Here is a 19,535-nt window from a genome sequence, read left to right as displayed (position 1 = left end):
ACAATGCCGCCTCAGTTTTTACTTTTCATTGAAAGATCAACCATGTCCAAACGCAAAGACGACGAGCTGGATCCGGAAACCGCAGCCCTGCTGCAATGGTGTGCCGAAGTGGAAGCCCTGTTCGTGGCGGCCGGCGCCAAGCCGGACGAAGCACAGCAACAGATCGAGGAAAATGCCGAGTGGTTTACCGACATGTTCTTTGATGGCCTGAGCCCGGAAGAGGCCGCCAAGGCCGCCTTGAACTAAGAACCCAGCCCATGTCAGCCTGTTTCGCCGTAATCGACTTTGAAACCAGCGGCCTGTCGCCCGCCATGGGCAGCCGCGCCACCGAGGTGGCCGTGGTGTTGTGGCAGGATGGCCGCGAGCTGGACAGCTACCAGAGCCTGATGAATGCCGGGGTGCGCGTACCACCCGACATCGAGCGCCTGACCGGCATCAGCAATGCCATGCTGCGCACGGCACCGCCAGCGGCGCGGGTGATGGCCGAGGTGGCCGACTTTGTCGGTGACATCCCGCTGGTGGCACATAATGCCGCCTTCGACCGCAAGTTCTGGGATCACGAGCTGGGCTTGCTCGGCCGCCAGCGGCGGCAGGACTTTGCCTGTACCCTGCTACTGGCGCGGCGGCTGCTGCCGCAGGCACCGGATCACAAGCTGGGCACGCTCAACCGCTGGGCCGGCTTGCCCGATACCGGTCGCGCCCACCGCGCGCTGGCCGATGCCCGCATGGCGGCGCATCTGCTGCAATACCTGCTGGATACGGCAAGGCGGCAGCATGGTGCCGCGGGCTTGAGCCATCAACAGCTTTGCCAACTGCAAAAGGTAACCGCCAGCAAGGTCGGCAGTTTCTTGCAGCAAGCCTGAGCGGGCAGGGCATGCGTCCCTGCCCGGTCGCGGTTTTTCCGCTGCGCTGCATGTGGCTGCCGGGAATGCGAATTTTCCAGTGAACAAACCGGATTGCATGACATTGCCCGCCCTGAAGGGCCCTCCCTAGACTGATCACCCGTATCGCAAGCGCACGATTTGTGCGCGATACCTACTCAATCCGGGAGTTTTCATGTCATTTGCTTTTGCCAAGGCCGTTCTGGCCAGCTCACTGACCCTTACCCTGTTTAGCACGGCAGATGCCTGTACCCGCGTACTGTGGAATACCCAGCCGGGCTATATGCTCAGTTCGCGCAATCTGGATTTTTTCGGGCCGGTGAGCCCTACGCTGGTGGTGAGTCCGCGCGGTATCGCCCGTGTCGGTGCGACCGGTGACAATGCCCCCCATGCCGCGCGCTGGACCGCCCGCTATGGCAGCGTGGCCGTCTATGCCGACAATGTCTTTCCCATGGACGGCATGAACGAAAAAGGCCTGGTGGCACATACCTTGTACTTTACCGGCGGGGAGGAAAAGCAGCAGCCGGGCAAGCCGGCCAAGCCGGTGCTGGAAAGCAGCCACTGGGTCAGTTTCATCCTGGACAATCACGCCACCGTGGCCGAGGCGGTTGCTGCCATCCGCGCGGTACGGCTGGAACCGAAGCGGCTGCCCATCGACTATGCATCCGATACCAAGCACATAGCCATTGAAGACGCCAGCGGCGACTCGGCCATTATCGAAATCGTCAATGGCGAAACCGTCATCCATCATGGCCGCAAGTTTACCGTGCTGACCAATCCGCCTGATTACGACAGCATGCTCAAGCTGGAAAAGAAATATGCTGCCGCCAATGCAGAGACCATCCCCACCGGCTGGCAGGCCGATGCGCGGCTGGTGCGTGCCAACTGGCTGCTCAAATCATTGCCGCGTCCTGATAATGTCGAGGAAGCGCGCGGTTTTCTGTCATCCATCATGCACAGTGTCGCCATGCCGATTGGGCTGATGGCGGATCCACTCGATGTGTCGGTAGAGAAAGCCTACGAGCCGTATTCGCGCTATCCGGCAGAAAACCGTGGTCCGGGAACCTATTTCAACACCACGGCTGACATGAAGAACCTGCGCTACAGCTTTCTGTCGGCCTCATCCATCAGCCCGGTATGGCTGGATTTGCCGCAGCTTGATTTTGGCCGGCTCAAGCAGACCAAGGTGATCCAGCGGCTGAATTTGTATGGCAGCAAGGGCTGGACTGGCAATGTGCGTCAGCATCTGCAGCCGGCCAGGTCCTACCAGTAAGCGTGCTCGCTGCCGTCGCAGGTCCGGGCTGGCGGCAGGCTGCTTGCCGTCCTGGCGGGTGTGCCGCGGCGGCTGGCGGCTCAGATATTGTCTTCCAGCGACAGCAGATGCGGGGTGAAGGCGCCCCGTTCCAGTACGCGGATGCAGGCATCGACCACTAGCGGGTCCAGTTGCACCCCGCGCATCAGCCGGATCTGGGCAATGGCCTGTTCGATGCCCAGGGCCGCGCGGTAGGGGCGGTCGGACGACATGGATTCGACTATGTCGGCCACGGTGAGAATGCGCGCTGCCGGCAGGATGGCGTCGCCACACAAACCCAGCGGATAGCCCGAGCCGTCCATGAATTCGTGATGCTGGCGGATGATGTCGGCGATGGGCCAGGGAAAGTCGATGTTTTTCAGGATGTTGTAGGCCACATCCGGATGGCGCTTGACCAGGGCAAACTCCACCGGATGCAGCCGGCTGGGCTTGCTGAGGATTTCCGCCGGCACCTCGATCTTGCCCAGGTCGTGCACCACGCCGCTCAGGTACAGCCCGCGCAGCTGCTCGGCTGGCAAACCCATTTCCTGTCCGATCAGCACGGCCAGCTCGGCGACATGCTTCTGGTGGCCGGCGGTATAGGGGTCGCGTTGCTCCAGCACCGAGGCAATGGCCGCCAGTGCGTTTTCCAGTGCCTTTTCCAGCACCTGCGCCTGGCTGGCCTGCTCCTGCAATGACTGCTGGTAGGCCACCTGGGTACGCCGCGACTGGATGCCAAACTGCACATTGCGGGTGAGTTCTTCGAATACCTGCACTTCCACCGGACCAAACGATTGTGCCTCGCCGGCGTATACCGCCAGCGCGCCGATCAGGTCCGGGCCGGCCACCAGCGGGATGGCGACGATGGCTTGCAGGCCGAACTGGCGCACCGCCGCTTGCCAGGGCTGGAACTGCGGCTGTTGCTGCAGTTCGCCCAGGCTGACCGTGCTGCCCAGGCGGATGCAGTGGCCGATAGGCCCGCGGCCGCTGGGCTGGTTTTCGTCCCAGCTGACCTGCAGCTGTTCGGCATAGCCACGGGCGCTGCCGGCGCAGGCCAGCACTTGCAGCTGCTTTTGCTGCACATTGCTGATGCCGCAGATCAGTGCCAGCTGATAGCGCTGGTCGGCCACGATGGCCTCGCATACCGCCTGCAGCAGCTCGCCTTCATCCTGCGCCTGCACCAGCGCCTGATTGGTGCGGCTATTGGCCTGCACCGCCCACGACTGGCGGCGCATTTCGTCGATGTCGCGCAACTGCTGGCTGATGTCGCGGATGATCACCGTCAGCCCGATGCACTGGCCAGTCGCATCGAAAATCGGTGATTTGCTGGTTTCCAGCCAGCCGGGGCTGCCGGCGAACATGCCTGGCTCCTGCAGGGTGATGCCCTGGCCCGTGCTGATGACCTGGTGATCATCGGCCTGGTAGCGCGCAGCCAGTTGCGGTGGGAAGAAGTCGAAATCGCTTTTGCCGCTGATGGCGTCGACGCTCAGGCCCAGATCATCGGCAAAGCGCTGGTTGCAGGCGATGAAGGTCGAGTTGCGGTCCTTGACCACGACGCGGTCGGGCAATTGGCGGATCAGCGCCTGCAGCGTGCAGGCGCCTAGCGGCGAGTGGGCGGTGGGGAGGGACATGATCAGTTTTTTCTTTTGCTGTCCGGTAGCTGGTAGCCCTGCTCGAGAAACAGGCTGAGGCAGGCATCGACCACATCCGGGTCGTAGATGCTGCCACGGTGTTGTTGCAATTGCGCTATCGCCTGCTCCAGGCCCAGCTGGCGGCGGAAGGGGCGATGCGACAGCATGGCCTCCATGCTGTCGGCGACATGGATGATGCGTGCCTCCAGCAGGATGTCGCTGCCGGCGAGGCCGCGCGGGTAGCCGCTGCCGTCCATGTTTTCATGGTGCTGCCAGGCGATGTCGGCAATGGGCCAGGGGAAGTGGATGTCCTTGAGGATTTCATGCCCGGCTTCGGCATGCATTTTCACCAGCTCGAATTCTTCATGATTGAGGCGGCGCGGCCGGGTGAGGATTTCCGAGGGAATCTGGATCTGGCCGATATCGTGCACCATGGCCGCCAGCCCCAGCCCTTCCAGCTGTTCGGCACCCAGCTGCAGCTGGCGGCCGATGGCCACGGCCAGGTCGCTGACCCGCACTTCGTGGCCGGCCGTGCTCAGGTCGCGGTGCACCATGGCCGAGGACAGGGCGCTGATGGCCTGGATCAGCGACTGGCGCAGCGACTCTTCCGCCTGCTTGCGCGCGCTGATGTCGATGAAGGCGCCGATGATGCCGCCAATCTGGTTGTCATCGTCGTAGAACAGGTCCTTGGCGTAGACCACATCCATCAGCTTGCCTTGCTGGCTGCTTATCATGTATTCGAACAGTTGTGGCTGGCGGGTGGTGATCAGCTCGCTGTCTTTCTGGGCGAACATGGCGGCCAGCTCGGCCGGCCAGACTTCTGCCGGCAGTTTGCCGATGATGTCCTCGGCCTGCATGCCCACGGTGCGGCTGAAGGCCGGATTGCAACCGAGGTAGCGCCCCTGCGCATCCTTGTAGAACACGGCGATGGGAATGGCCTTGAGCAGGGCCTGGTTGAAGCGTAGCGCACGGTTGAGCGCGGCCTTGGCCTGATTGCGTTCGCGCTGCATGGTTTCGGCCAGTTGTTCGCTGTCCTGGCACAGCTTGATGGCGCGTGACAGATTGGCCAGCACGGGTGGAAAAACATGCTCCAGCGGCAGTTGCTGCAGCAGCGGTGTCGGGGCCAGCAGCAGGATGGTGTGCTGCGGGTCCAGCGGCAGGCGCAGGCCGCACTGGTAGCGCGGCTGGCCGGTGAAGTCTTGCAGCAGTGCCTGGGGAAGATCGGAACGGATGGTGCGGCCCAGCAGGCCCGGCGGCAGGGCGATGTCTTCTCCTTGCTGCTGTTGCAGCAGGTGGTCGCCGATCACCTTCAGCACGCGGCCATGGCCGGCATCCAGCCCTAGCGGATGGCCGAGCACCAGCCCGGTGGGGCAGCCGGTATGGTAGAGCAGGCGTTGTACCACCTTGGTGAGCAGGGCATCCACCGTCACCTCGCGCCCGATGGTGAGCGACAGGTCGTACAGTACGGCCAGCAACTGGTCCTTGTTCATGCCGACCGCCACAGGCTGCACAGGATGCTGGCATTGTGAAACAGCGGATAACCCCATTCCTGCAGGCTGGCGATTTCACCCAGCGTCAGCGCACCCACCAGCGGCGCTGCCGCGCTGCTGGCCTGCAAATGGCTGATTTCCTCCAGCGCCGCCGGCCCGAAGTGCATGCTGCGACCGGCACAGTAAAAGCCCAGCAATGGCTGCTGGCTGATCTCGCCATGGCGCTGGCGCAAGCCGTCCACAATGCTGTCCACGCACTCAGTCCCTGGTTCTGACGGGGCCTGCAGCATGATCAGCAGGGCATTTTCCGGTACCTCGCCCACGCAGAACACCGAACCGTCGTCTTCCAGTGCCACCGGCACGCGGATCAGTACCTGCTGGTTGGCCAGCACCACCCCCAGCGGAAAGTGCACGCCAAAGGAGTAGAAGTTTTCCCGGGTCAGCTCGGCGCCAAACTGTTCTTGCACCATCTGCCGGTAACTGTCGAAGGCCGGCCGCCAGTCGATCTGGAAGATGCGGTTGCCGGCGGTGGCGGTGGCGCAGGTGGTTTGCTGTGGTGCGGCATAGCCGTGGGCAATCACCGGATTGGCGGAGGAGGGCAGCAGCAGGCACAGCACGCCATGGCCGATGGTGTGATGCTGATCGAACAGGCAGGGCATGGGCTGGAAGCTCTCGCTGCCGGCATTCACGCCGCCGTAGTACACCTGATCGGCCAGCAGCAGGTAGAGCTCGTCCAGGATGGAGGCAATGTCCGGCAGCATGGCGTCGAACAGCATGAACAGCGTAGGCTTGCCCTGTGCTGCCGGCCATTGTTGCAGCATGTGCAGCACCTGGTCGGCCATCTGGCGGGCGGCCGTGGCCGCTCCACGGTCAGGGTGGATGCCAAGCAGGGCGGCATCGGCCGGTGAGGCATGGGGCAGCAGCCAGGCCCCGCCGGGCAGAAAGCCCTGACCGTCCAGCAGGCGCGGAAAAATGCCACCGGCCAGACCGATGCCCAGATGCAGGCAGCAGGTTTGCAGCAGGGGCAGCTGCTGTTGATCGGACTCTGCTACCAGCGCCAGCAATTGCTGGCCGGGATGGCTGGATTGCCATTGACGTAATTGCATTTCCAGCTGTCCGCTATCCAGCGGGCTGTGCCAGGGGGCGTTCATCGGTGGGGCTTTCGATCAGTAAGCTGCTCTTGCGAGCGATAGCCTTATCATAAACGAGGTCATCGCTGTTTCCGACCGTTTTGCACAATAAATGCTGAGAAAAACCGGCCGGCGCAATCCCCTGCCGCGGTGGTTCAGTGTTCCCCGGCCAGTGCCGGCGCGCGCTGGCTCTTGCCCTGCAGCCAGTTGCGCAGCAGGCGGCTGCACAGCGGGATGAAGCAGAACACCATGGCCGGCGTCAGCAGCAGGGTGCTGCACAGCACGCGCAGCACCAGCGGCAGGGCGGCCAGCTGTTCGCCCAGCAGCAGGTTGAAGCTGAGTGAAACCGGAAAGAAGGCCAGCCAGATCATCACCGCCTGCTTCCAGCGCGGTGGCGGCTGCAGGCCGAACCAGCTGTCCAGCCCGCGGGCGCAATGCACCTGGCTGTGCCGGATCAGCCCGGCGCCCTCTTGCAGCCAGTGCCGGCGTGCGGCGCTGGCCGCCCAGGCATCCAGGCTGGACTGGCTGGCGAAGCGGAACAGGATCTGCCAGCAGTCGTCGCCCGGCGGGGGCGACAGCAGGCCCGAGCCCAGATAGCCTGGCGCCTGGCTGGCAAGGGCTTCGCCGTGGCGGATCCACTGGTGAAATTCGGCATGGCGGGTCGGGTCGATGCGACGGGTAATCAGCAAGGTAAGCGGGATGTCGGATGTCATGTCTGGCTCCTGCGGGCAAGCCGTACCGCATCGGGGTGGGAGCGGACGGCACGCTTCCGGGGTGGTGGAAGCGTTTCTGTCACGGTCAAAGCAAACAATATGCCTGGCCTGATGCAGCCGCCCGTCGTCCGCCTTATTTGCGCAGCAAACGCAGGCCGTTGCCCACTACCAGCAGGCTGGCACCCACATCGGCGAACACCGCCATCCACATGCTGCCCATGCCAAACAGGGTCAGCAGCAGGAAAACTGCCTTGATGCCCAGTGCCAGGGCGATGTTTTGCACCAGAATGGCGTGGGTGGCGCGTGACAGGCGCACAAAAGCCGGGATCTTGGCCAGATCATCGTCCATCAGGGCCACGTCGGCGGTTTCGATGGCAGTGTCCGAACCCATGGCTCCCATGGCGAAGCCGATATCGGCACGGGCCAGGGCCGGGGCATCGTTGATGCCATCGCCCACCATGCCGACCAGACCCTGGCCGGACAAGGCGTCTATCGCATCGGCCTTGTCCTGTGGCAGCTGATTGCCGCGGGCCTCATCGATGCCGGCCAGGCTGGCGATGGTGCTGGCACTGGCCTGGTTGTCGCCGCTCAGCATGAGGGTTTTCACGCCCAGCTGGTGCAGTTCGGCCATGGCTGCCGCACTGCCGGGCTTGATGGTGTCGGCCACCGCAAACAGGGCCAGCGCGCCGCTGTCATCCAGCAAGACCACCACACTCTTGCCCTGCGCCTCCAGTGCCGCCAGCCGTGTGGCCAGTGCCGGCGGGCAGTGGCCGCTTTCCTGCAGCAGCCGCTGGTTGCCCAGCAGATAGTCGCGGCCGGCGATATGGCCCTGGATACCACGCCCGGGCAGGGCGCGGAATTGGCTCACCGGCAACAGCGGCAGCGCCTGCTGCCTGGCGGCGCGGCTCAGTGCTTGCGAGACCGGGTGATCGGAACGGTCGGCCAGGCTGGCCGCCAGTTGCTGGTAATCGCTGGGCGTGGCTGCGCCCAGTGCGACAAAGTCGGTCTGTTCCGGTTTGCCGTGGGTGATGGTGCCGGTCTTGTCCAGCGCCAGCCAGCGCAAATGCCGGCCCTGTTCCAGCCAGACCCCGCCCTTGATCAGGATGCCGCGCCGGGCGGCGGCAGCCAGGCCGCTGACGATGGTGACCGGCGTGGAAATGACCAGGGCGCACGGGCAGGCGATGACCAGCAGCACCAGCGCCTTGTACAGCCAGTCATGCCAGTTGCCGCCAGCCAGCAACGGCGGCAGCAGCGCAACAGCCAGCGCCAGCAGGAACACGGCCGGGGTGTAGTAGCGGGCAAAGTTGTCGACAAAGCGCTGGGTGGGCGCGCGTGCGCCCTGTGCCTGTTCCACGGCATGGATGATGCGCGCCAGCATGGTGTCGTTGGCGGCGGCCGTGACCCGATATTCAAACGAGCCGCTGGCATTCAGGGTGCCGGCGTATACGCTGTCGCCCACGCTTTTTTCCACCGGCAGGCTTTCACCGGTCATGGCCGACTGATTAACACTGGAGCTGCCGGCCAGCAGCACGCCATCCAGTGCGATGCGCTCGCCGGGGGCGACCCGCACGATGCTGCCGATGGCGATGTCGGCCACGGCCATGCTCTGCCAGCTGCCGTCCGCCTGCTGCACCATGGACTGGGGTGGCGTCAGCTGCATCAGGCCGCCGATGGCATTGCGTGCGCGTTCCAGCGAGCGTGCCTCGATGCGCTCGGCCAGGGTGAACAGCACCATCACCATGGCGGCTTCCGGCCATTGACCCAGCAACAGCGCACCGCTGACGGCGATACTCATCAGTGCATTGATGTTGAGGGTGCGGTTGCGCAGGGCAATCCAGCCCTTTTGATAGGTGCCCAGGCCACAGCTGAGAATGGCGGCCAGCGCCAGCACGGCCGCCAGCCAGCCGGGCAGCTTGAGCCAGCTGCAGATTTCCGCGGCGGCGGCGGCCACGCCGGCCAGGGCCAGCGGCCACCATGCGGCGGACTGTGTTGCCTGCCCGGCCGGGGTGGCGCCGGTTTGCGGTTCAAATCCGAGGCTGCGCAGGGCTGCCAGAATGCCCGGCAATACCGCGGGCTGATGGCTGACCGTCAATACCCGTTGCATCAGGTTGAATTCCATGTCCTGCACGCCGGGCATTCCCCCCAGCTTGTTGCGGATCAGTGCTTCTTCGGTGGGGCAGTCCATTTGCAGGATGCGGATGGGGGTGCGCAGCAGTTCGCCCATGCCTTGTGCTGCAGGCAGCGCCGCCAGGGTGCTGGCCGCTGCACCGTTGCAGCCGCAGCTGTGCTGCTGGGCATGCTGTCCGGCATGCTGGTGCGGGGGGTGTTGGTGTTTCATGCTGGTCTCCACTGCGACATTGGCTTACAGTAAACACCTTGTAGCAACTACAAGGTCAAGCCTTGGCTGGGAGGGTGGAATGAAAATCGGCGATCTGGCGCGTCACGCCGGCTGCACCACGGAAACGGTGCGTTTTTATGAAAAGGAAGGGCTGCTGCCGGCGGCTGACCGTGCCGCCAACAATTACCGCAGCTATGGCCCGCGCCATCTGGAGCGGCTGCGTTTTGTACGCAATTGCCGCGCCCTGGACATGACCCACGAGGAAATCCACCAGTTGCTGCAGATGGAAACGGCCGGCGGCGATTGCCGCGGGGTGAACGAATTGCTGGATGCGCATATCGAGCATGTGGACCAGCGCATTGCCGAGCTGCTGCAACTCAAGCAACAGCTGGATGCGCTGCGCCAGCGCTGTCAGCAACAGCAGGGGGTGGACGAATGCGGCATCTTGCAGGGTCTGGCGGAAATGGAAACCAGCGCCCGGCCGGAACGCCACACCCATCTGGGCTGAGTGGCGGGCCGGCCGGAACCTGGCTGTCTCATACCTGATACTGCGCCACGGTTTGCAGAATGCTTCTGGCCTGATGATGCAGCTGGCGTGCGGCATCGGCCGAGCTGCTGGCCGCCGAGGAGTTCTCCTCGGCCATCTGGGCAATCTGTTCCACCCGTTGGGCAATGGTGGTGCTGGTGCTGGTCTGTTCCGAAATGCTGTTGGAAATATCGTGCACCAGTCCCATGGCCTGATGGGTATTGCTCTGGATCTGGCCAATCGCCGTATTGGCCTCGCGGGCACCATCCGCTTCACGATTGGCCCGTTCCACCACTGTCTCCATGCTGCTGACCGCATCCTGCGTGCCCTGCTGCATCTTGCTGATGACCGAGGAAATTTCGGTGGTGGATTTGGCCGTGCGTTCAGCCAGCTTGCGCACCTCGTCCGCCACCACGGCAAAGCCGCGGCCCATTTCGCCGGCACGGGCGGCCTCGATGGCGGCATTCAGCGCCAGCAGATTGGTTTGCTCGGCAATGTCCTTGATGATGCCCATGACGGTGGCAATGGTCTGGCTGTCTTCTTTCAGCTGGTTGATCTGGCTGGCGGCGTTGCGGATGGAGGTCGATACCTGGGTGATGCCCTCCACCGTGGCCAGGATCACCTTGCCACCCTGGGTGGCGGTGCTGCCGGCGGCACTGGTCTGGCTGCTGGCTTCCTGGGCGCGGTCTGACACGTGATTGATGCTGACGGTCATTTCTTCAACCGCGGCCGCCATGGCGGAGGCGGCCTCGCTCTGCACTTCCGAACTGCGGGCAATCTGCGAGGTATTGGCCGCCATGCCTTCGATGGCCTGGTCAACCGATTCCACACTCTTGCGGATATCCTGGAAGCTGCCTTGCAATTGCTGCAGCAGGGCATTGAAGGCCTCGGCGGTATCGCCTACCTCGTCCTTGCGCTTGACCTGCGCCCGTACGCGGAAATCCAGTGATTCGCGCACGGTCAGCATCACGCCGCGAATGCTTTGCAGGCTGCTGCGGATATGCAGGAACAGTTTGCCACCCAAGATGCCGCACAGCAGCAGGCACACACCGACAATGGCCACGGACAGCGTGATGGCACGATCATAGGCCACGGCATTTTCCGACGACAGCTTGTCAGCAAGCTGATAGTTGAATTTCACATGTTCGGTCAGCTGTTTGTTGAGGGCTGCCGTGGCTGCGCGCATGGTGCCGCCGATAATGGCCTGCTCTGCTTCCTGGGTTTTGTTGTCCTTGGAGAGTTGCAGCAGCGCATTGCGGCTGCTGCGGTATTCCTGCAGCAGCTTGCGGTCCTGCTCCAGCAGCTTGCGGTCATCCTCGTTGGAAATCAGTTCTTTCTCGTAGCGGGCCAGCGCGTCATCCAGACGCTGATCATTGCTATTGATGGCCTGCAGGTCCTTTTCCTTTTGCGCGGGGTCGTGGTCGATGACATGGCGGTAGGTGCCGGTGCGCGACTGGGTCAGCGCGTCCTGCGCCTCGTCCAGGGTGGAAATGCTGGGAAAGGTGTTGGCTTTCAGATAGTTGAAGCGCTCATTGGCCAGGTTTTGCTCATACAGGCCGAAGCTGCCTATGCCGAGCAGGGCAAGCAGGGCGATGCCCAGCGTGAGCGCCAGACGTTGTGAAATATTCATGGTTTCCCCTTCTCCACTGGTTATTAGTAACTGGCTTGCTACTTTGCCTGTTTCGTTATAGCTGGCAGATGGATTGTGCCAAGCCTTGTTTCATATGACCGGCGCATCTTGGCCGGTGCTGGCGCCGGCCAAGATGCGCTTGTCGCAAGGCTGAGACGCTTTGCCGGTATCCCGCCAGCATGGCGGGCCTGCAAACATCGACAACCTGCTCCCGACGTGTGACATGGCGATGGTCATGGATGGCCCTTGTCCGGCTTGGCGGCATGTTTCTGTCGCAGGTGCGAGACAGTTGCGCGCGCCGCCGGCCCGGCCTTTGTGCGCCAACCCTTATGGCATGGGGATAGGACGCCGCTGGCATGCTTTCTGCATTGAAGGGGGCATTACCCAGCCCTGTGGTGGCCAGCATGAACAGCTCCTTATTCCGCCTCATCTTCCCGGCTTTGCTGGCCGGCAGCCTGCTGGCATCGGCTGCGGCACAGGGCGAGGGCGAGATGGTGATCGGTCGCGATGTGCCGGCGCGCTCGGCCATCCGCCACGGCGATCCCAGTCCGCAAGTCAGCCAGGTTGCCACTTCTCCATCCGCTGCCATGCCGGTGCTTGCACAACAGCTGGCCGATCCGGTACTGGCTGCCACCCATGCGGTGATGGCTGGTCCGGCCCTGCAGGGGCCGGCGCTGGTGCTGGACGGCCAGTCTGGCTGGTCCGGCCTGGCTGCAGGCGGCGCCAATGGCAAGCAGGCAGGTGGCATGGCCGGCGCGGCTGTGTCTGCGATCGGGGTAGGGCATCTGCTGCAATCGGCCCTGCATCCCTGAACGGCCTGGCGACAAGGAGACAAGTCATGCGCATCTTGCAAATGTTGTGGTTGGGCGGCGGCCTGAGTGCAGTACTGGCCCATGCCGACCAACTGGCCCTGATCGAGAACAGTGGCCAGTCGGCACAGGGCGTGCTGGCGGTGAACCAGGCGGCAGGCAATGCCAATCAGCAAGGCAATCTGCAGGCTTTGGCAGTAGCCGGCGGGCTGGCAGTAGCCAGCGTCGGCCTGTCGCAGCAGCAGGGCAGGGTACAGGACGACACGGCCCAGCAAAACCTGCGGGCCAGCATTGGCGGTGCCGCGTTTGCCGGCAGCCAGGGTGTGCTGGCGGTGAACCAGAGTGCCGGCTACGCCAACCAGTCACTCAATGCCTTTAGCCTGGCGCAGGCCGCCAAAGCGCAGGCCAGCGTCCGTGACATGCCGGCAGCGGTGCAGGATGCCGTGCTGGCGGGCGCTACGGCGGCGACCCCAGCCGGGGCCCCTGCCAGCGGCAGCGCCGGGCAGACAACCGAATTATCCGCAGCAGCTTTCCAGGGAAGCCGGGGGCTGGTGCAGCTTAACCAGATTGCTGGCAGCCATAACCTGGCTGTCAATGTCGTGGCCGTGCAATGGGCCAACCCGTGAGCCGTGCCGGCTTTTGCCAGTGGTGGCGGGGCCGGTATTCAAGCAAATCGCTAGGAGAACAATCATGACCGCAATGCTGCAGAAAAAAGTGCTTTTCGTCGCTCTTGTTGGTATGTTCGGTGCCGCTCATGCCATGGAACCGCCGACTCAGCCGAATCCGCCGGCCACTACCAGCAACAAGATCAGCAATAACCTGTCCAACACCTATAGCAATACCAATGTCAGCCTGACTGGCACCGCCTATCTGGAAGGCATTGCCGTGTACGAGGTGTTTGACCCCAAGGCTGATGCCATGGCCAGTGCGCAGGTGAATGATGTACAGAAAAACCTGGGCAACAAGCTGAATGTCACCGACCCCACCAGCTCCAGCGTAAGCGGCAGTGTAAGCAATATCCAGGGTAATGCCGGCGTGAACAATGCCTCCGGCTTCTTCAACCAGCAGGCCAATAACGTGGCCATCGGCTCGGCCTCCGGCAAGAATAGCGGTGCGGTGGCTTCTACCTCCTTCGAGCAGATGAACGACGGCAACAGCTACACCTTCGCCGAGCCGATGCGTGGCACTTCCAATGACATGAGCGCCAGCATCAGCAACTCGCTGAACAGCATCCAGGGTAATGCCGGGGTGAACAATGCGGCAGGCGCCGGCAACCAGCAGAAGAATGACGTGGCACTGGCCTCGGCCAGCTCGGCCGTGCTGGCTACCGCTTCGGCTGGTGGCATGCAGGTGAACCAGGGCACTTCGGTCACGACTTTCTTCCCGCTTAACGGCACAGCCAGCATCACCGGCTCTGTCAATGGCATCAGCGGCAATGTCGGCCTGAATAATGCGGCCGGCTTGTCCAACCAGCAGGTCAACAGCCTGTCGGTTGCCGCCACCCACTAAGTCAGGAGACGCCGGCAGCGCAGTCCTTGGGCCGTGCTGCCGGCTTTTGCCATGAAACTCACCATGCGCTTGCTGCTGTCTCTGCTGCTAGGGCTGTCCTGTCCCGGTGGTGAGCAGTTCGCCCAGGCGGCCGAGCTGGCGGTTCCCGCCTATACCGGCGAGGGCAATCTCTACAAGCGGGTGCATAGCCTGCGTGAAATGCGCTTTGCCCATGTGGTGGAGCAACATACCGATTTCAGCTGCGGTGCGGCCGCGCTGGCCACCTTGCTGCGTTACGGCTTTGGCCGCGACCTCGACGAGCAGCAAGTCATCGCCGGCATGCTGGCCGGAGCCAATGCCGATGTGGTGCGCCAGCAGGGTTTTTCCATGCTGGACATGAAGCACTATGTGAATACGCTGGGCCTGCGCGCCAGCGGTTTTGTCAGCGGACCGGAGCGTTTGCCTGCGCTGCGCATTCCGGCACTGATCATGCTCGATATCAATGGTTACAAGCACTTTGTGATTCTGAAGCTGGCCACCCGCGACACGGTGTATGTGGCCGACCCGGCGCTGGGCAACCGGGCGCTCGCCATGAGGGACTTTGCCCGGCAGTGGAATGGCGTGCTGCTGGCGGTAGCCGGCCCCGGCTATCAGCCGCAAGGGCCGTTGCGCCAGCTGCCCAGCCTGTTGTCGGCGCGACAGCTGATGAACGGCATGCAGCCGGTGCAGCAGGCCGATCTGGTGGAATACGGCTTTCTCTACAGTGATTTCTTATAGTTGCGGCCTGTGGGCGCTGGCCCGCCGGCGACGACCGGGAGCATGGCATGCGTATCTTATCCAGGGCAGTGCCGCTACTGCTGGCACTGAGTGCCAGTGTGCCGGCGCAAGCCGCCATGCTGGCTTATGTCGACGACAGCGTGCTGGACAGCTTGCGCGGTCGTTATATCGATGCCGGGCAGATTGTGCGCTTCGGCGTGCAGATGCTCACCACCTGGCAGAACCAGGCTGGCGTGGTGCAAGGAGCCGGATTGCAGCTGACAGCCCAGGCCGGGGCGGTGCCGGTCATCAGCCGCTACACCCTGAATGGTGATGGCACGACGGCTGCAGTGGCGGCAGCCCCGACTAGCGGGCTGGCTTCGGTGCAGGGGGTGGTGCAGCTCAATCAGCAGGCTGGCAATGGCAACAGCTCCAGCAACAGCACCAGCATAGACATCCGCCGCGATGGCACAGCCAGCCTGCAGATGCCGGCCGGCTGGCAGAGTAGTGGCAGTGGTACGACGCTTGGCAGCGGCCAGCTGTCCGTCAGCATGGATCTGGGCAATGCCGGACGCATGGGCCAGCTGCTGGGCCAGGGCCAGTTGCTGCAGTTTGCCAGCATCAGTGGCAGCGGCATCAGTACCGACAATAGCCTGCGCATCCAGTTGGTATTGCAGCCCCAAAGCAGCGGCTTCAGCTTCAGCATTCCCAGCCGCTTGATGCTGTCCGGCAGCGGCGTGCGCTGAGGCGCCCGCCTGGCCTGCCGTCCGGTCTCATTCGACCGCGTTGATCTCGTATTTCTTCAACAGGCGGTAGAGCGTGGCGCGGGAGATGCCCAGCGTGCGTGCCGCCTGGCTGCTGTTGTGATGGTGCAGTTGCAGCGCCATGGTCAGCGCTTCCCGTTCCGCCCTTTCCCGCACCGCTTCCAGCCCGTTGTGCAGCGGCGGCAGCATGCTGCTGCCCAGCCCCATGTCTTGCGGACGGATGACCCGACCGCTGGCCATGGCCAGCCCCTGGCTGATGCGATTGGACATTTCACGGATATTGCCCGGCCAGTCGTGTTGCAGCATGACGGCCAATGCCTCGTAAGACAGCCGCTTCAGCGGAATGCCATGGCGGCTGGCACTCTGCTGCAGCAGATACTGCGCCAGCAGCGGGATGTCCGAGCGCCGCTCACGCAGCGCCGGCAGTTGCAACTGGCAGACACACAGCCGGTAGTACAGATCCTCGCGGAAGCGACCCTTGGCAATGGCCGCGGGCAGGTCGACATGGGTGGCCGACAGCACGCGGGTGTCGATATTGCGGCTGCGGTTGTCGCCAAGCCGGTCTATGGTGCCTTCCTGCAGAAAGCGCAGCAGATTGACCTGGGCCTCTATCGCCATGTCACCGATTTCATCCAGAAACAGCGTGCCGTTTTGCGCCGCCTCGATGCGGCCGATGCGACAGCTGGATGCGCCGGTAAAGGCGCCGCGCTCGTGGCCAAACAGCTCGGATTGCACCAGATTCACCGGCAGGCCGCCGCAGTTGACCGCCTGGAAGGGGCCGTCGGCGCGTTCGGAGTGCTGGTGGATCAGCTGCGCCACCAGCTCCTTGCCGGTGCCGGACTCGCCGGTAATCATCACCGTGACATTTACCCGCGCCAGCCGGCGGATTTCCTGGCGCAGGCGGCGGATGCTGGGGTGCTCGCCCACCAGTTGCTGCGCCTCCTGTTCCACCTGTTCGTGCTGGCTGCGCCGGCGCAACAGGGTTTTGCCGTGCAGCCGGCCCAGGGTGACGGCCAGTCTTTCGTCCTCGGTGGGCAGGCAGTGGTAGTCATAGCAGCTGTCATTGATAAAGGCGCGCACCGCCGCTTGTTCCAGCTGGGCGCGCTCGGTCAGCAGCAGCCATTCCAGGTCAAGCTGGCTGGCCAGTTGCTGCAGGGCAGCGCTTTTGCGCAGCAGCTTGCCGTCCAGCAACAGCAGGCCTGCGCTACAGGTGACGCTGCGCTGGGGCTTCCACTGCTGCGGATCATGAATATGGATGATGTGCCAATGCTGCTGGCGCAGCGCGTGCAGGACTGGCAGCAGGGCATCCGACCCCACTGCCAGCAAAGTCTTGTTTGCATGCATGACCAACTCCGTTAGAAACGGTAGGGGAATTTCACCGAAAACGCATAATTGGGGCTGTCCGGGGTCATGCCCAGCGACAGATTGGGAATGATGGACAGGTGCTTGCTGAAGGCGTAGGTCAGGCCCAGGTTCAGATTGGCGGCATTGGCGCTGCTGCCGGTTACGTCGGTCCAGTTGCTGCCCTGTTGCCGCATGCGTGCCTGTTGCACCATTTGTTGCGAATAGGACAGGCCCAGGCTGAGCTTGTCGTTGAGGGCAAAGGCGATGCCGGCTCCCCAGCTCCAGCTGTCGCCCAGCCGCACGTCTCCCGGCTGGGTCACGCCGGCGGTGGGGCTGATGTCGCTGAAATGGCCGTCCAGATAGTGGGTGTAGCTGAGGCTGGCAAACAGCACGGCCGGATCGACGGTCTTGACGAAGGACAGGCTGGTACTCAGGCCCCAGACACCATTGCCGGTGGGCAGGCGATTGGGGATGGACAGATTGTTGTTGTCAGCTGACTGCACCAGCTTGATGCCGTAGGGATTGCGCCCGGTCGGCGCCTTGGCGCGCACACTCCACACAATGTCCGGCCAGTCGGCATTTTCTTCCACCAGCTTGTAACCCACGCCAAAGCTGACATCGCCCAGCGTCGGGCCTTGCTGTACCGAACCCTGCGACACGCTGTTGGCCGCACCGCCAGCACCGCCGGAAAAATAAGTGGCATCACGGGCGACAAAGGGGATGTCCACATCCAGCTGCCAGCGTGGGCTGGGCGAATAGCGGGTGGTCAGGCCCAGGGTGACGCTGTCACTGACCACCTTGTCCAGATTGATATTGCCCAGAAAAATCGAATCCAGCGCCAGAAAGCCATTCAGCACCAGTTCGCGGGTGTCATAGTGGGTGTAGGTGAAGCTGGGTTCGATGGAAAACTTCCCGGCGGCAAAGCCGCTGGCTTCCTGGTAGATGTCTTCCACGCTCTTGGGGACTTCGCTGACTACCGGCAGGGCCGGTCCACTGCCGGCTGCCACCGTTCCCTGGCTGGCCGGGGTCTCGTTGCTCGGCGGATTATTGGCGGCACTGGCGGCGGTATTGCCGTGTTGCAGGCTGGCCAGCTGTCTTTCCAGCTGGCGGATACGGCTCTCCTGCTGCTGATTGGTCTGGGCCAGGGCGCTGATTTGCTGTTGCAGGCCCTCCAGGCTGATTTCAGCCTGTGCCTGCAGCGGAAAGGCAACGGCAAGGGCGGCGCTCAGCAATAGCGGTTTGGCACCTGGGCAAATACTACGCGGCAGATTCATGATCATTTCCTTGCAGGGCAGGTGCGGGCAGAGCAAGGATGGATGCCGGCCAAGGCGGGCAGGCATGCCGATGCTTCCCGGTCACCTGATGGGGTGATTGATGCATTGCATGGCCCGACTTGATGTTAGTTATTTAAACTGTAATTTATGCAATTTATTTATCTTGTATACTAGCCCAGCGTAAGAACAAGGCAAGTTTAATTTGACTGGCATACGCAAATCGTGGGCAATATGCAGTGGCTGGCCTGCTGCTGCGGGCCGTGCCATATGGCCGCCCCCGCCGGCGCACAAGCATGATGAACAGGCTGGATGACAGGGAGTCAACGATGAGGAAATTCATTGCACTACTGGCGGGTGTCTGCTTGCTGGCCGCCTGCGGGCTGGCCCTGGCGGCCGAGCCCTTCAAGCTGGCTTTTGTCGATACCGGCAATACCGGGCGCAGCGTGACGGCCGAAGCGCTGGCCAGACAACGCATCGAGCAGCAGCAACTGCCCATCGCGGTGATTTCGCGGGCAGTCGACATGGACCCCTACGATAACCGCCCCGAGGCCAATGCTGCCAGCCTGCTGTTGCAGCGCGGCATCGACGTGTCGGCCCATCGTGCCGCACAGCTCAATGCCAATGATGTCCGCCATTCCGACCTGATTCTCACCATGACCGCCAAGCACAAGGCCAAGGTGCTGGAGCTATTCCCCGAAGCCAGGGGCAAGACCTTCACCCTGTCCGAATACGCCAGCGGCAATATGGATGATGTGGCCGATGCCTGGGGCAAGCCGCTGGCCGCATACCAGGACATGCTGCGCCAGGTAGAGGGCTATCTGCCGGCGGTGCTGGACAAGGCACAACATAAGAAACCGTAATGCCGGGCCGGCTGCACGGTGATGATGCTGCGGTAACAGCGCCGTTAGCTGGCCTGGCACCGGCGCCCGCTACTGCGCTGGCGCTCAGGCTTGTCTTGCCGCCGGCACGCCGGCTTCGGCCACCACGCCCCAGATGGCGAAGTCCTGCTCATAGCTGGGTTCGATCAGCGGGTAGTCCGGGTGGGCCGCCAGCAACTGCAGCCGGCTGCCACTGCGCTGCAGTCGCCGCACCAGCAGCTCGCCATCGACAGCGGCCACCACCAGGCAACCCTGCACCGGGCTGCCCTGGCCATCCACCGCCAGCAAACAGCCCGCCGCGATGCCGGCACCCGCCAGTGCCTGGTCTGGCATGGGCAGGCAAAACAGCTCGCCGCAGGCAGCGGCAGATGACACTGACGAGGGCAGGGCATGATGGGTGGCCGGGTGGGGGAGCATGGTGGTCATGGCAGTATTTTGAAATTGTACAAAATCAAATATAGCAGATGGCCAGCCGGACAGACAAGGCGGCCGGCCTGGGTATTTGGCGTGTTGTTGCAAATTTTCCTTGATACGGCAGGCTCTGGCTGGTTACCCTCAGGTTTTGTAGTCACCAGCCAACATTCCCGGCGCA

19 protein-coding genes are annotated in these 19,535 nt (G+C 63.2%); 10 read left to right on the top strand and 9 right to left on the bottom strand.

Annotated features, from left to right (window positions below):
- The first annotated feature begins 42 nt into the window (after positions 1–42).
- The 3 genes from DFR38_RS01580 to DFR38_RS01570 all read left to right on the top strand — a co-directional run bounded on the left by DFR38_RS01580 (position 43) and on the right by DFR38_RS01570 (position 2,154).
- Entirely contained in the window at positions 43–246 is a 204-nt protein-coding gene (locus DFR38_RS01580) for a hypothetical protein (RefSeq protein WP_059286691.1), read from the top strand.
- Between the two features lie 11 nt (positions 247–257).
- Positions 258–863, top strand: coding sequence for a 3'-5' exonuclease (locus DFR38_RS01575; RefSeq protein WP_059286690.1), 606 nt, complete (start codon positions 258–260; stop codon positions 861–863).
- A gap of 193 nt (positions 864–1,056) precedes the next feature.
- Positions 1,057–2,154 (top strand): linear amide C-N hydrolase, encoded by a 1,098-nt coding sequence (locus DFR38_RS01570; protein ID WP_059286689.1) that lies wholly within the window; start codon positions 1,057–1,059, stop codon positions 2,152–2,154.
- 80 nt (positions 2,155–2,234) lie between these two features.
- Here the strand turns inward: DFR38_RS01570 and DFR38_RS01565 are convergent, their stop codons facing one another.
- The 5 genes from DFR38_RS01565 to DFR38_RS01545 form a co-directional block, all read right to left on the bottom strand.
- Complete coding sequence (locus tag DFR38_RS01565) at positions 2,235–3,803, bottom strand: HD domain-containing phosphohydrolase (RefSeq protein WP_059286688.1); 1,569 nt, start codon at positions 3,801–3,803, stop codon at positions 2,235–2,237.
- Between the two features lie 2 nt (positions 3,804–3,805).
- The gene (locus tag DFR38_RS01560; protein ID WP_059286697.1) at positions 3,806–5,293 is read right to left on the bottom strand and encodes an HD domain-containing phosphohydrolase; all 1,488 of its coding nucleotides are present in this window, start codon (positions 5,291–5,293) and stop codon (positions 3,806–3,808) included.
- The gene (locus DFR38_RS01555; RefSeq protein ID WP_059286687.1) at positions 5,290–6,444 is read right to left on the bottom strand and encodes an FIST signal transduction protein; all 1,155 of its coding nucleotides are present in this window, start codon (positions 6,442–6,444) and stop codon (positions 5,290–5,292) included. Before DFR38_RS01555 ends, DFR38_RS01560 begins: the two co-directional genes overlap by 4 nt.
- Before the next feature lie 134 nt (positions 6,445–6,578).
- A complete protein-coding gene (locus DFR38_RS01550) occupies positions 6,579–7,136 on the bottom strand; it encodes an antibiotic biosynthesis monooxygenase (RefSeq protein WP_110312896.1) in 558 nt (185 codons plus the stop codon).
- Positions 7,137–7,269: 133 nt separating this feature from the next.
- The gene (locus DFR38_RS01545) at positions 7,270–9,474 is read right to left on the bottom strand and encodes a heavy metal translocating P-type ATPase (protein WP_110312895.1); all 2,205 of its coding nucleotides are present in this window, start codon (positions 9,472–9,474) and stop codon (positions 7,270–7,272) included.
- 79 nt (positions 9,475–9,553) lie between these two features.
- Here DFR38_RS01545 and cadR point away from each other — a divergent pair, with 79 nt between their 5' ends.
- Positions 9,554–9,982 (top strand): Cd(II)/Pb(II)-responsive transcriptional regulator, encoded by a 429-nt coding sequence (gene cadR / locus DFR38_RS01540; protein ID WP_059286339.1) that lies wholly within the window; start codon positions 9,554–9,556, stop codon positions 9,980–9,982.
- A gap of 28 nt (positions 9,983–10,010) precedes the next feature.
- Here cadR and DFR38_RS01535 read toward each other — a convergent pair whose 3' ends face one another.
- Entirely contained in the window at positions 10,011–11,630 is a 1,620-nt protein-coding gene (locus DFR38_RS01535) for a methyl-accepting chemotaxis protein (RefSeq protein ID WP_059286338.1), read from the bottom strand.
- 404 nt (positions 11,631–12,034) lie between these two features.
- On the opposite strand from DFR38_RS01535, the gene DFR38_RS01530 reads away from it, so the two are divergent.
- From DFR38_RS01530 to DFR38_RS01510, 5 genes are all read left to right on the top strand, one after another.
- Complete coding sequence (locus DFR38_RS01530) at positions 12,035–12,442, top strand: hypothetical protein (protein ID WP_146215899.1); 408 nt, start codon at positions 12,035–12,037, stop codon at positions 12,440–12,442.
- A 26-nt stretch (positions 12,443–12,468) separates the two neighbouring features.
- Positions 12,469–13,065, top strand: coding sequence for a hypothetical protein (locus DFR38_RS01525; RefSeq protein ID WP_059286336.1), 597 nt, complete (start codon positions 12,469–12,471; stop codon positions 13,063–13,065).
- 64 nt (positions 13,066–13,129) lie between these two features.
- On the top strand, positions 13,130–13,948 hold the full coding sequence (locus DFR38_RS01520; RefSeq protein WP_146215898.1) for a hypothetical protein: 819 nt from the start codon (positions 13,130–13,132) through the stop codon (positions 13,946–13,948).
- Between the two features lie 51 nt (positions 13,949–13,999).
- Positions 14,000–14,704, top strand: a complete 705-nt coding sequence (locus DFR38_RS01515) for a C39 family peptidase (protein WP_082693484.1) — start codon at positions 14,000–14,002, stop codon at positions 14,702–14,704.
- 47 nt (positions 14,705–14,751) lie between these two features.
- Positions 14,752–15,429, top strand: a complete 678-nt coding sequence (locus DFR38_RS01510; protein ID WP_146215897.1) for a hypothetical protein — start codon at positions 14,752–14,754, stop codon at positions 15,427–15,429.
- 27 nt (positions 15,430–15,456) lie between these two features.
- On the opposite strand, the gene DFR38_RS01505 is transcribed toward DFR38_RS01510, so the two are convergent.
- Positions 15,457–16,791 carry a sigma-54 dependent transcriptional regulator gene (locus DFR38_RS01505; protein ID WP_059286333.1) on the bottom strand — a complete coding sequence of 445 codons (1,335 nt, stop codon included), beginning with the start codon at positions 16,789–16,791 and terminating at the stop codon, positions 15,457–15,459.
- Between the two features lie 11 nt (positions 16,792–16,802).
- Positions 16,803–18,065 (bottom strand): transporter, encoded by a 1,263-nt coding sequence (locus DFR38_RS01500; RefSeq protein ID WP_110312911.1) that lies wholly within the window; start codon positions 18,063–18,065, stop codon positions 16,803–16,805.
- 326 nt (positions 18,066–18,391) lie between these two features.
- Between DFR38_RS01500 and DFR38_RS01495 the strand changes: the two genes are divergently transcribed.
- Positions 18,392–18,925 carry an arsenate reductase/protein-tyrosine-phosphatase family protein gene (locus DFR38_RS01495; protein WP_110312894.1) on the top strand — a complete coding sequence of 178 codons (534 nt, stop codon included), beginning with the start codon at positions 18,392–18,394 and terminating at the stop codon, positions 18,923–18,925.
- Between the two features lie 84 nt (positions 18,926–19,009).
- On the opposite strand, the gene DFR38_RS01490 is transcribed toward DFR38_RS01495, so the two are convergent.
- Positions 19,010–19,369, bottom strand: coding sequence for a LexA family protein (locus DFR38_RS01490; RefSeq protein ID WP_059286331.1), 360 nt, complete (start codon positions 19,367–19,369; stop codon positions 19,010–19,012).
- Positions 19,370–19,535: the final 166 nt, after the last annotated feature.

Origin of the sequence: Aquitalea magnusonii (assembly GCF_003202035.1) — a bacterium.
Taxonomy (GTDB): domain Bacteria; phylum Pseudomonadota; class Gammaproteobacteria; order Burkholderiales; family Chromobacteriaceae; genus Aquitalea; species Aquitalea magnusonii.
This window is presented reverse-complemented; position numbering and strand designations above follow the sequence as displayed.

Bases quoted from the DNA above. Each gene is read 5' to 3' on its own strand.
- DFR38_RS01580 (WP_059286691.1), top strand. From the start codon at position 43: ATGTCCAAACGCAAAGACGACGAGCTGGATCCGGAAACCGCAGCCCTG.
- DFR38_RS01575 (WP_059286690.1), top strand. From the start codon at position 258: ATGTCAGCCTGTTTCGCCGTAATCGACTTTGAAACCAGCGGCCTGTCG.
- DFR38_RS01570 (WP_059286689.1), top strand. From the start codon at position 1,057: ATGTCATTTGCTTTTGCCAAGGCCGTTCTGGCCAGCTCACTGACCCTT.
- DFR38_RS01565 (WP_059286688.1), bottom strand. From the start codon at position 3,803: ATGTCCCTCCCCACCGCCCACTCGCCGCTAGGCGCCTGCACGCTGCAG.
- DFR38_RS01560 (WP_059286697.1), bottom strand. From the start codon at position 5,293: ATGAACAAGGACCAGTTGCTGGCCGTACTGTACGACCTGTCGCTCACC.
- DFR38_RS01555 (WP_059286687.1), bottom strand. From the start codon at position 6,444: ATGAACGCCCCCTGGCACAGCCCGCTGGATAGCGGACAGCTGGAAATG.
- DFR38_RS01550 (WP_110312896.1), bottom strand. From the start codon at position 7,136: ATGACATCCGACATCCCGCTTACCTTGCTGATTACCCGTCGCATCGAC.
- DFR38_RS01545 (WP_110312895.1), bottom strand. From the start codon at position 9,474: ATGAAACACCAACACCCCCCGCACCAGCATGCCGGACAGCATGCCCAG.
- cadR (WP_059286339.1), top strand. From the start codon at position 9,554: ATGAAAATCGGCGATCTGGCGCGTCACGCCGGCTGCACCACGGAAACG.
- DFR38_RS01535 (WP_059286338.1), bottom strand. From the start codon at position 11,630: ATGAATATTTCACAACGTCTGGCGCTCACGCTGGGCATCGCCCTGCTT.
- DFR38_RS01530 (WP_146215899.1), top strand. From the start codon at position 12,035: ATGAACAGCTCCTTATTCCGCCTCATCTTCCCGGCTTTGCTGGCCGGC.
- DFR38_RS01525 (WP_059286336.1), top strand. From the start codon at position 12,469: ATGCGCATCTTGCAAATGTTGTGGTTGGGCGGCGGCCTGAGTGCAGTA.
- DFR38_RS01520 (WP_146215898.1), top strand. From the start codon at position 13,130: ATGACCGCAATGCTGCAGAAAAAAGTGCTTTTCGTCGCTCTTGTTGGT.
- DFR38_RS01515 (WP_082693484.1), top strand. From the start codon at position 14,000: ATGAAACTCACCATGCGCTTGCTGCTGTCTCTGCTGCTAGGGCTGTCC.
- DFR38_RS01510 (WP_146215897.1), top strand. From the start codon at position 14,752: ATGCGTATCTTATCCAGGGCAGTGCCGCTACTGCTGGCACTGAGTGCC.
- DFR38_RS01505 (WP_059286333.1), bottom strand. From the start codon at position 16,791: ATGCATGCAAACAAGACTTTGCTGGCAGTGGGGTCGGATGCCCTGCTG.
- DFR38_RS01500 (WP_110312911.1), bottom strand. From the start codon at position 18,065: ATGAATCTGCCGCGTAGTATTTGCCCAGGTGCCAAACCGCTATTGCTG.
- DFR38_RS01495 (WP_110312894.1), top strand. From the start codon at position 18,392: ATGAGGAAATTCATTGCACTACTGGCGGGTGTCTGCTTGCTGGCCGCC.
- DFR38_RS01490 (WP_059286331.1), bottom strand. From the start codon at position 19,369: ATGACCACCATGCTCCCCCACCCGGCCACCCATCATGCCCTGCCCTCG.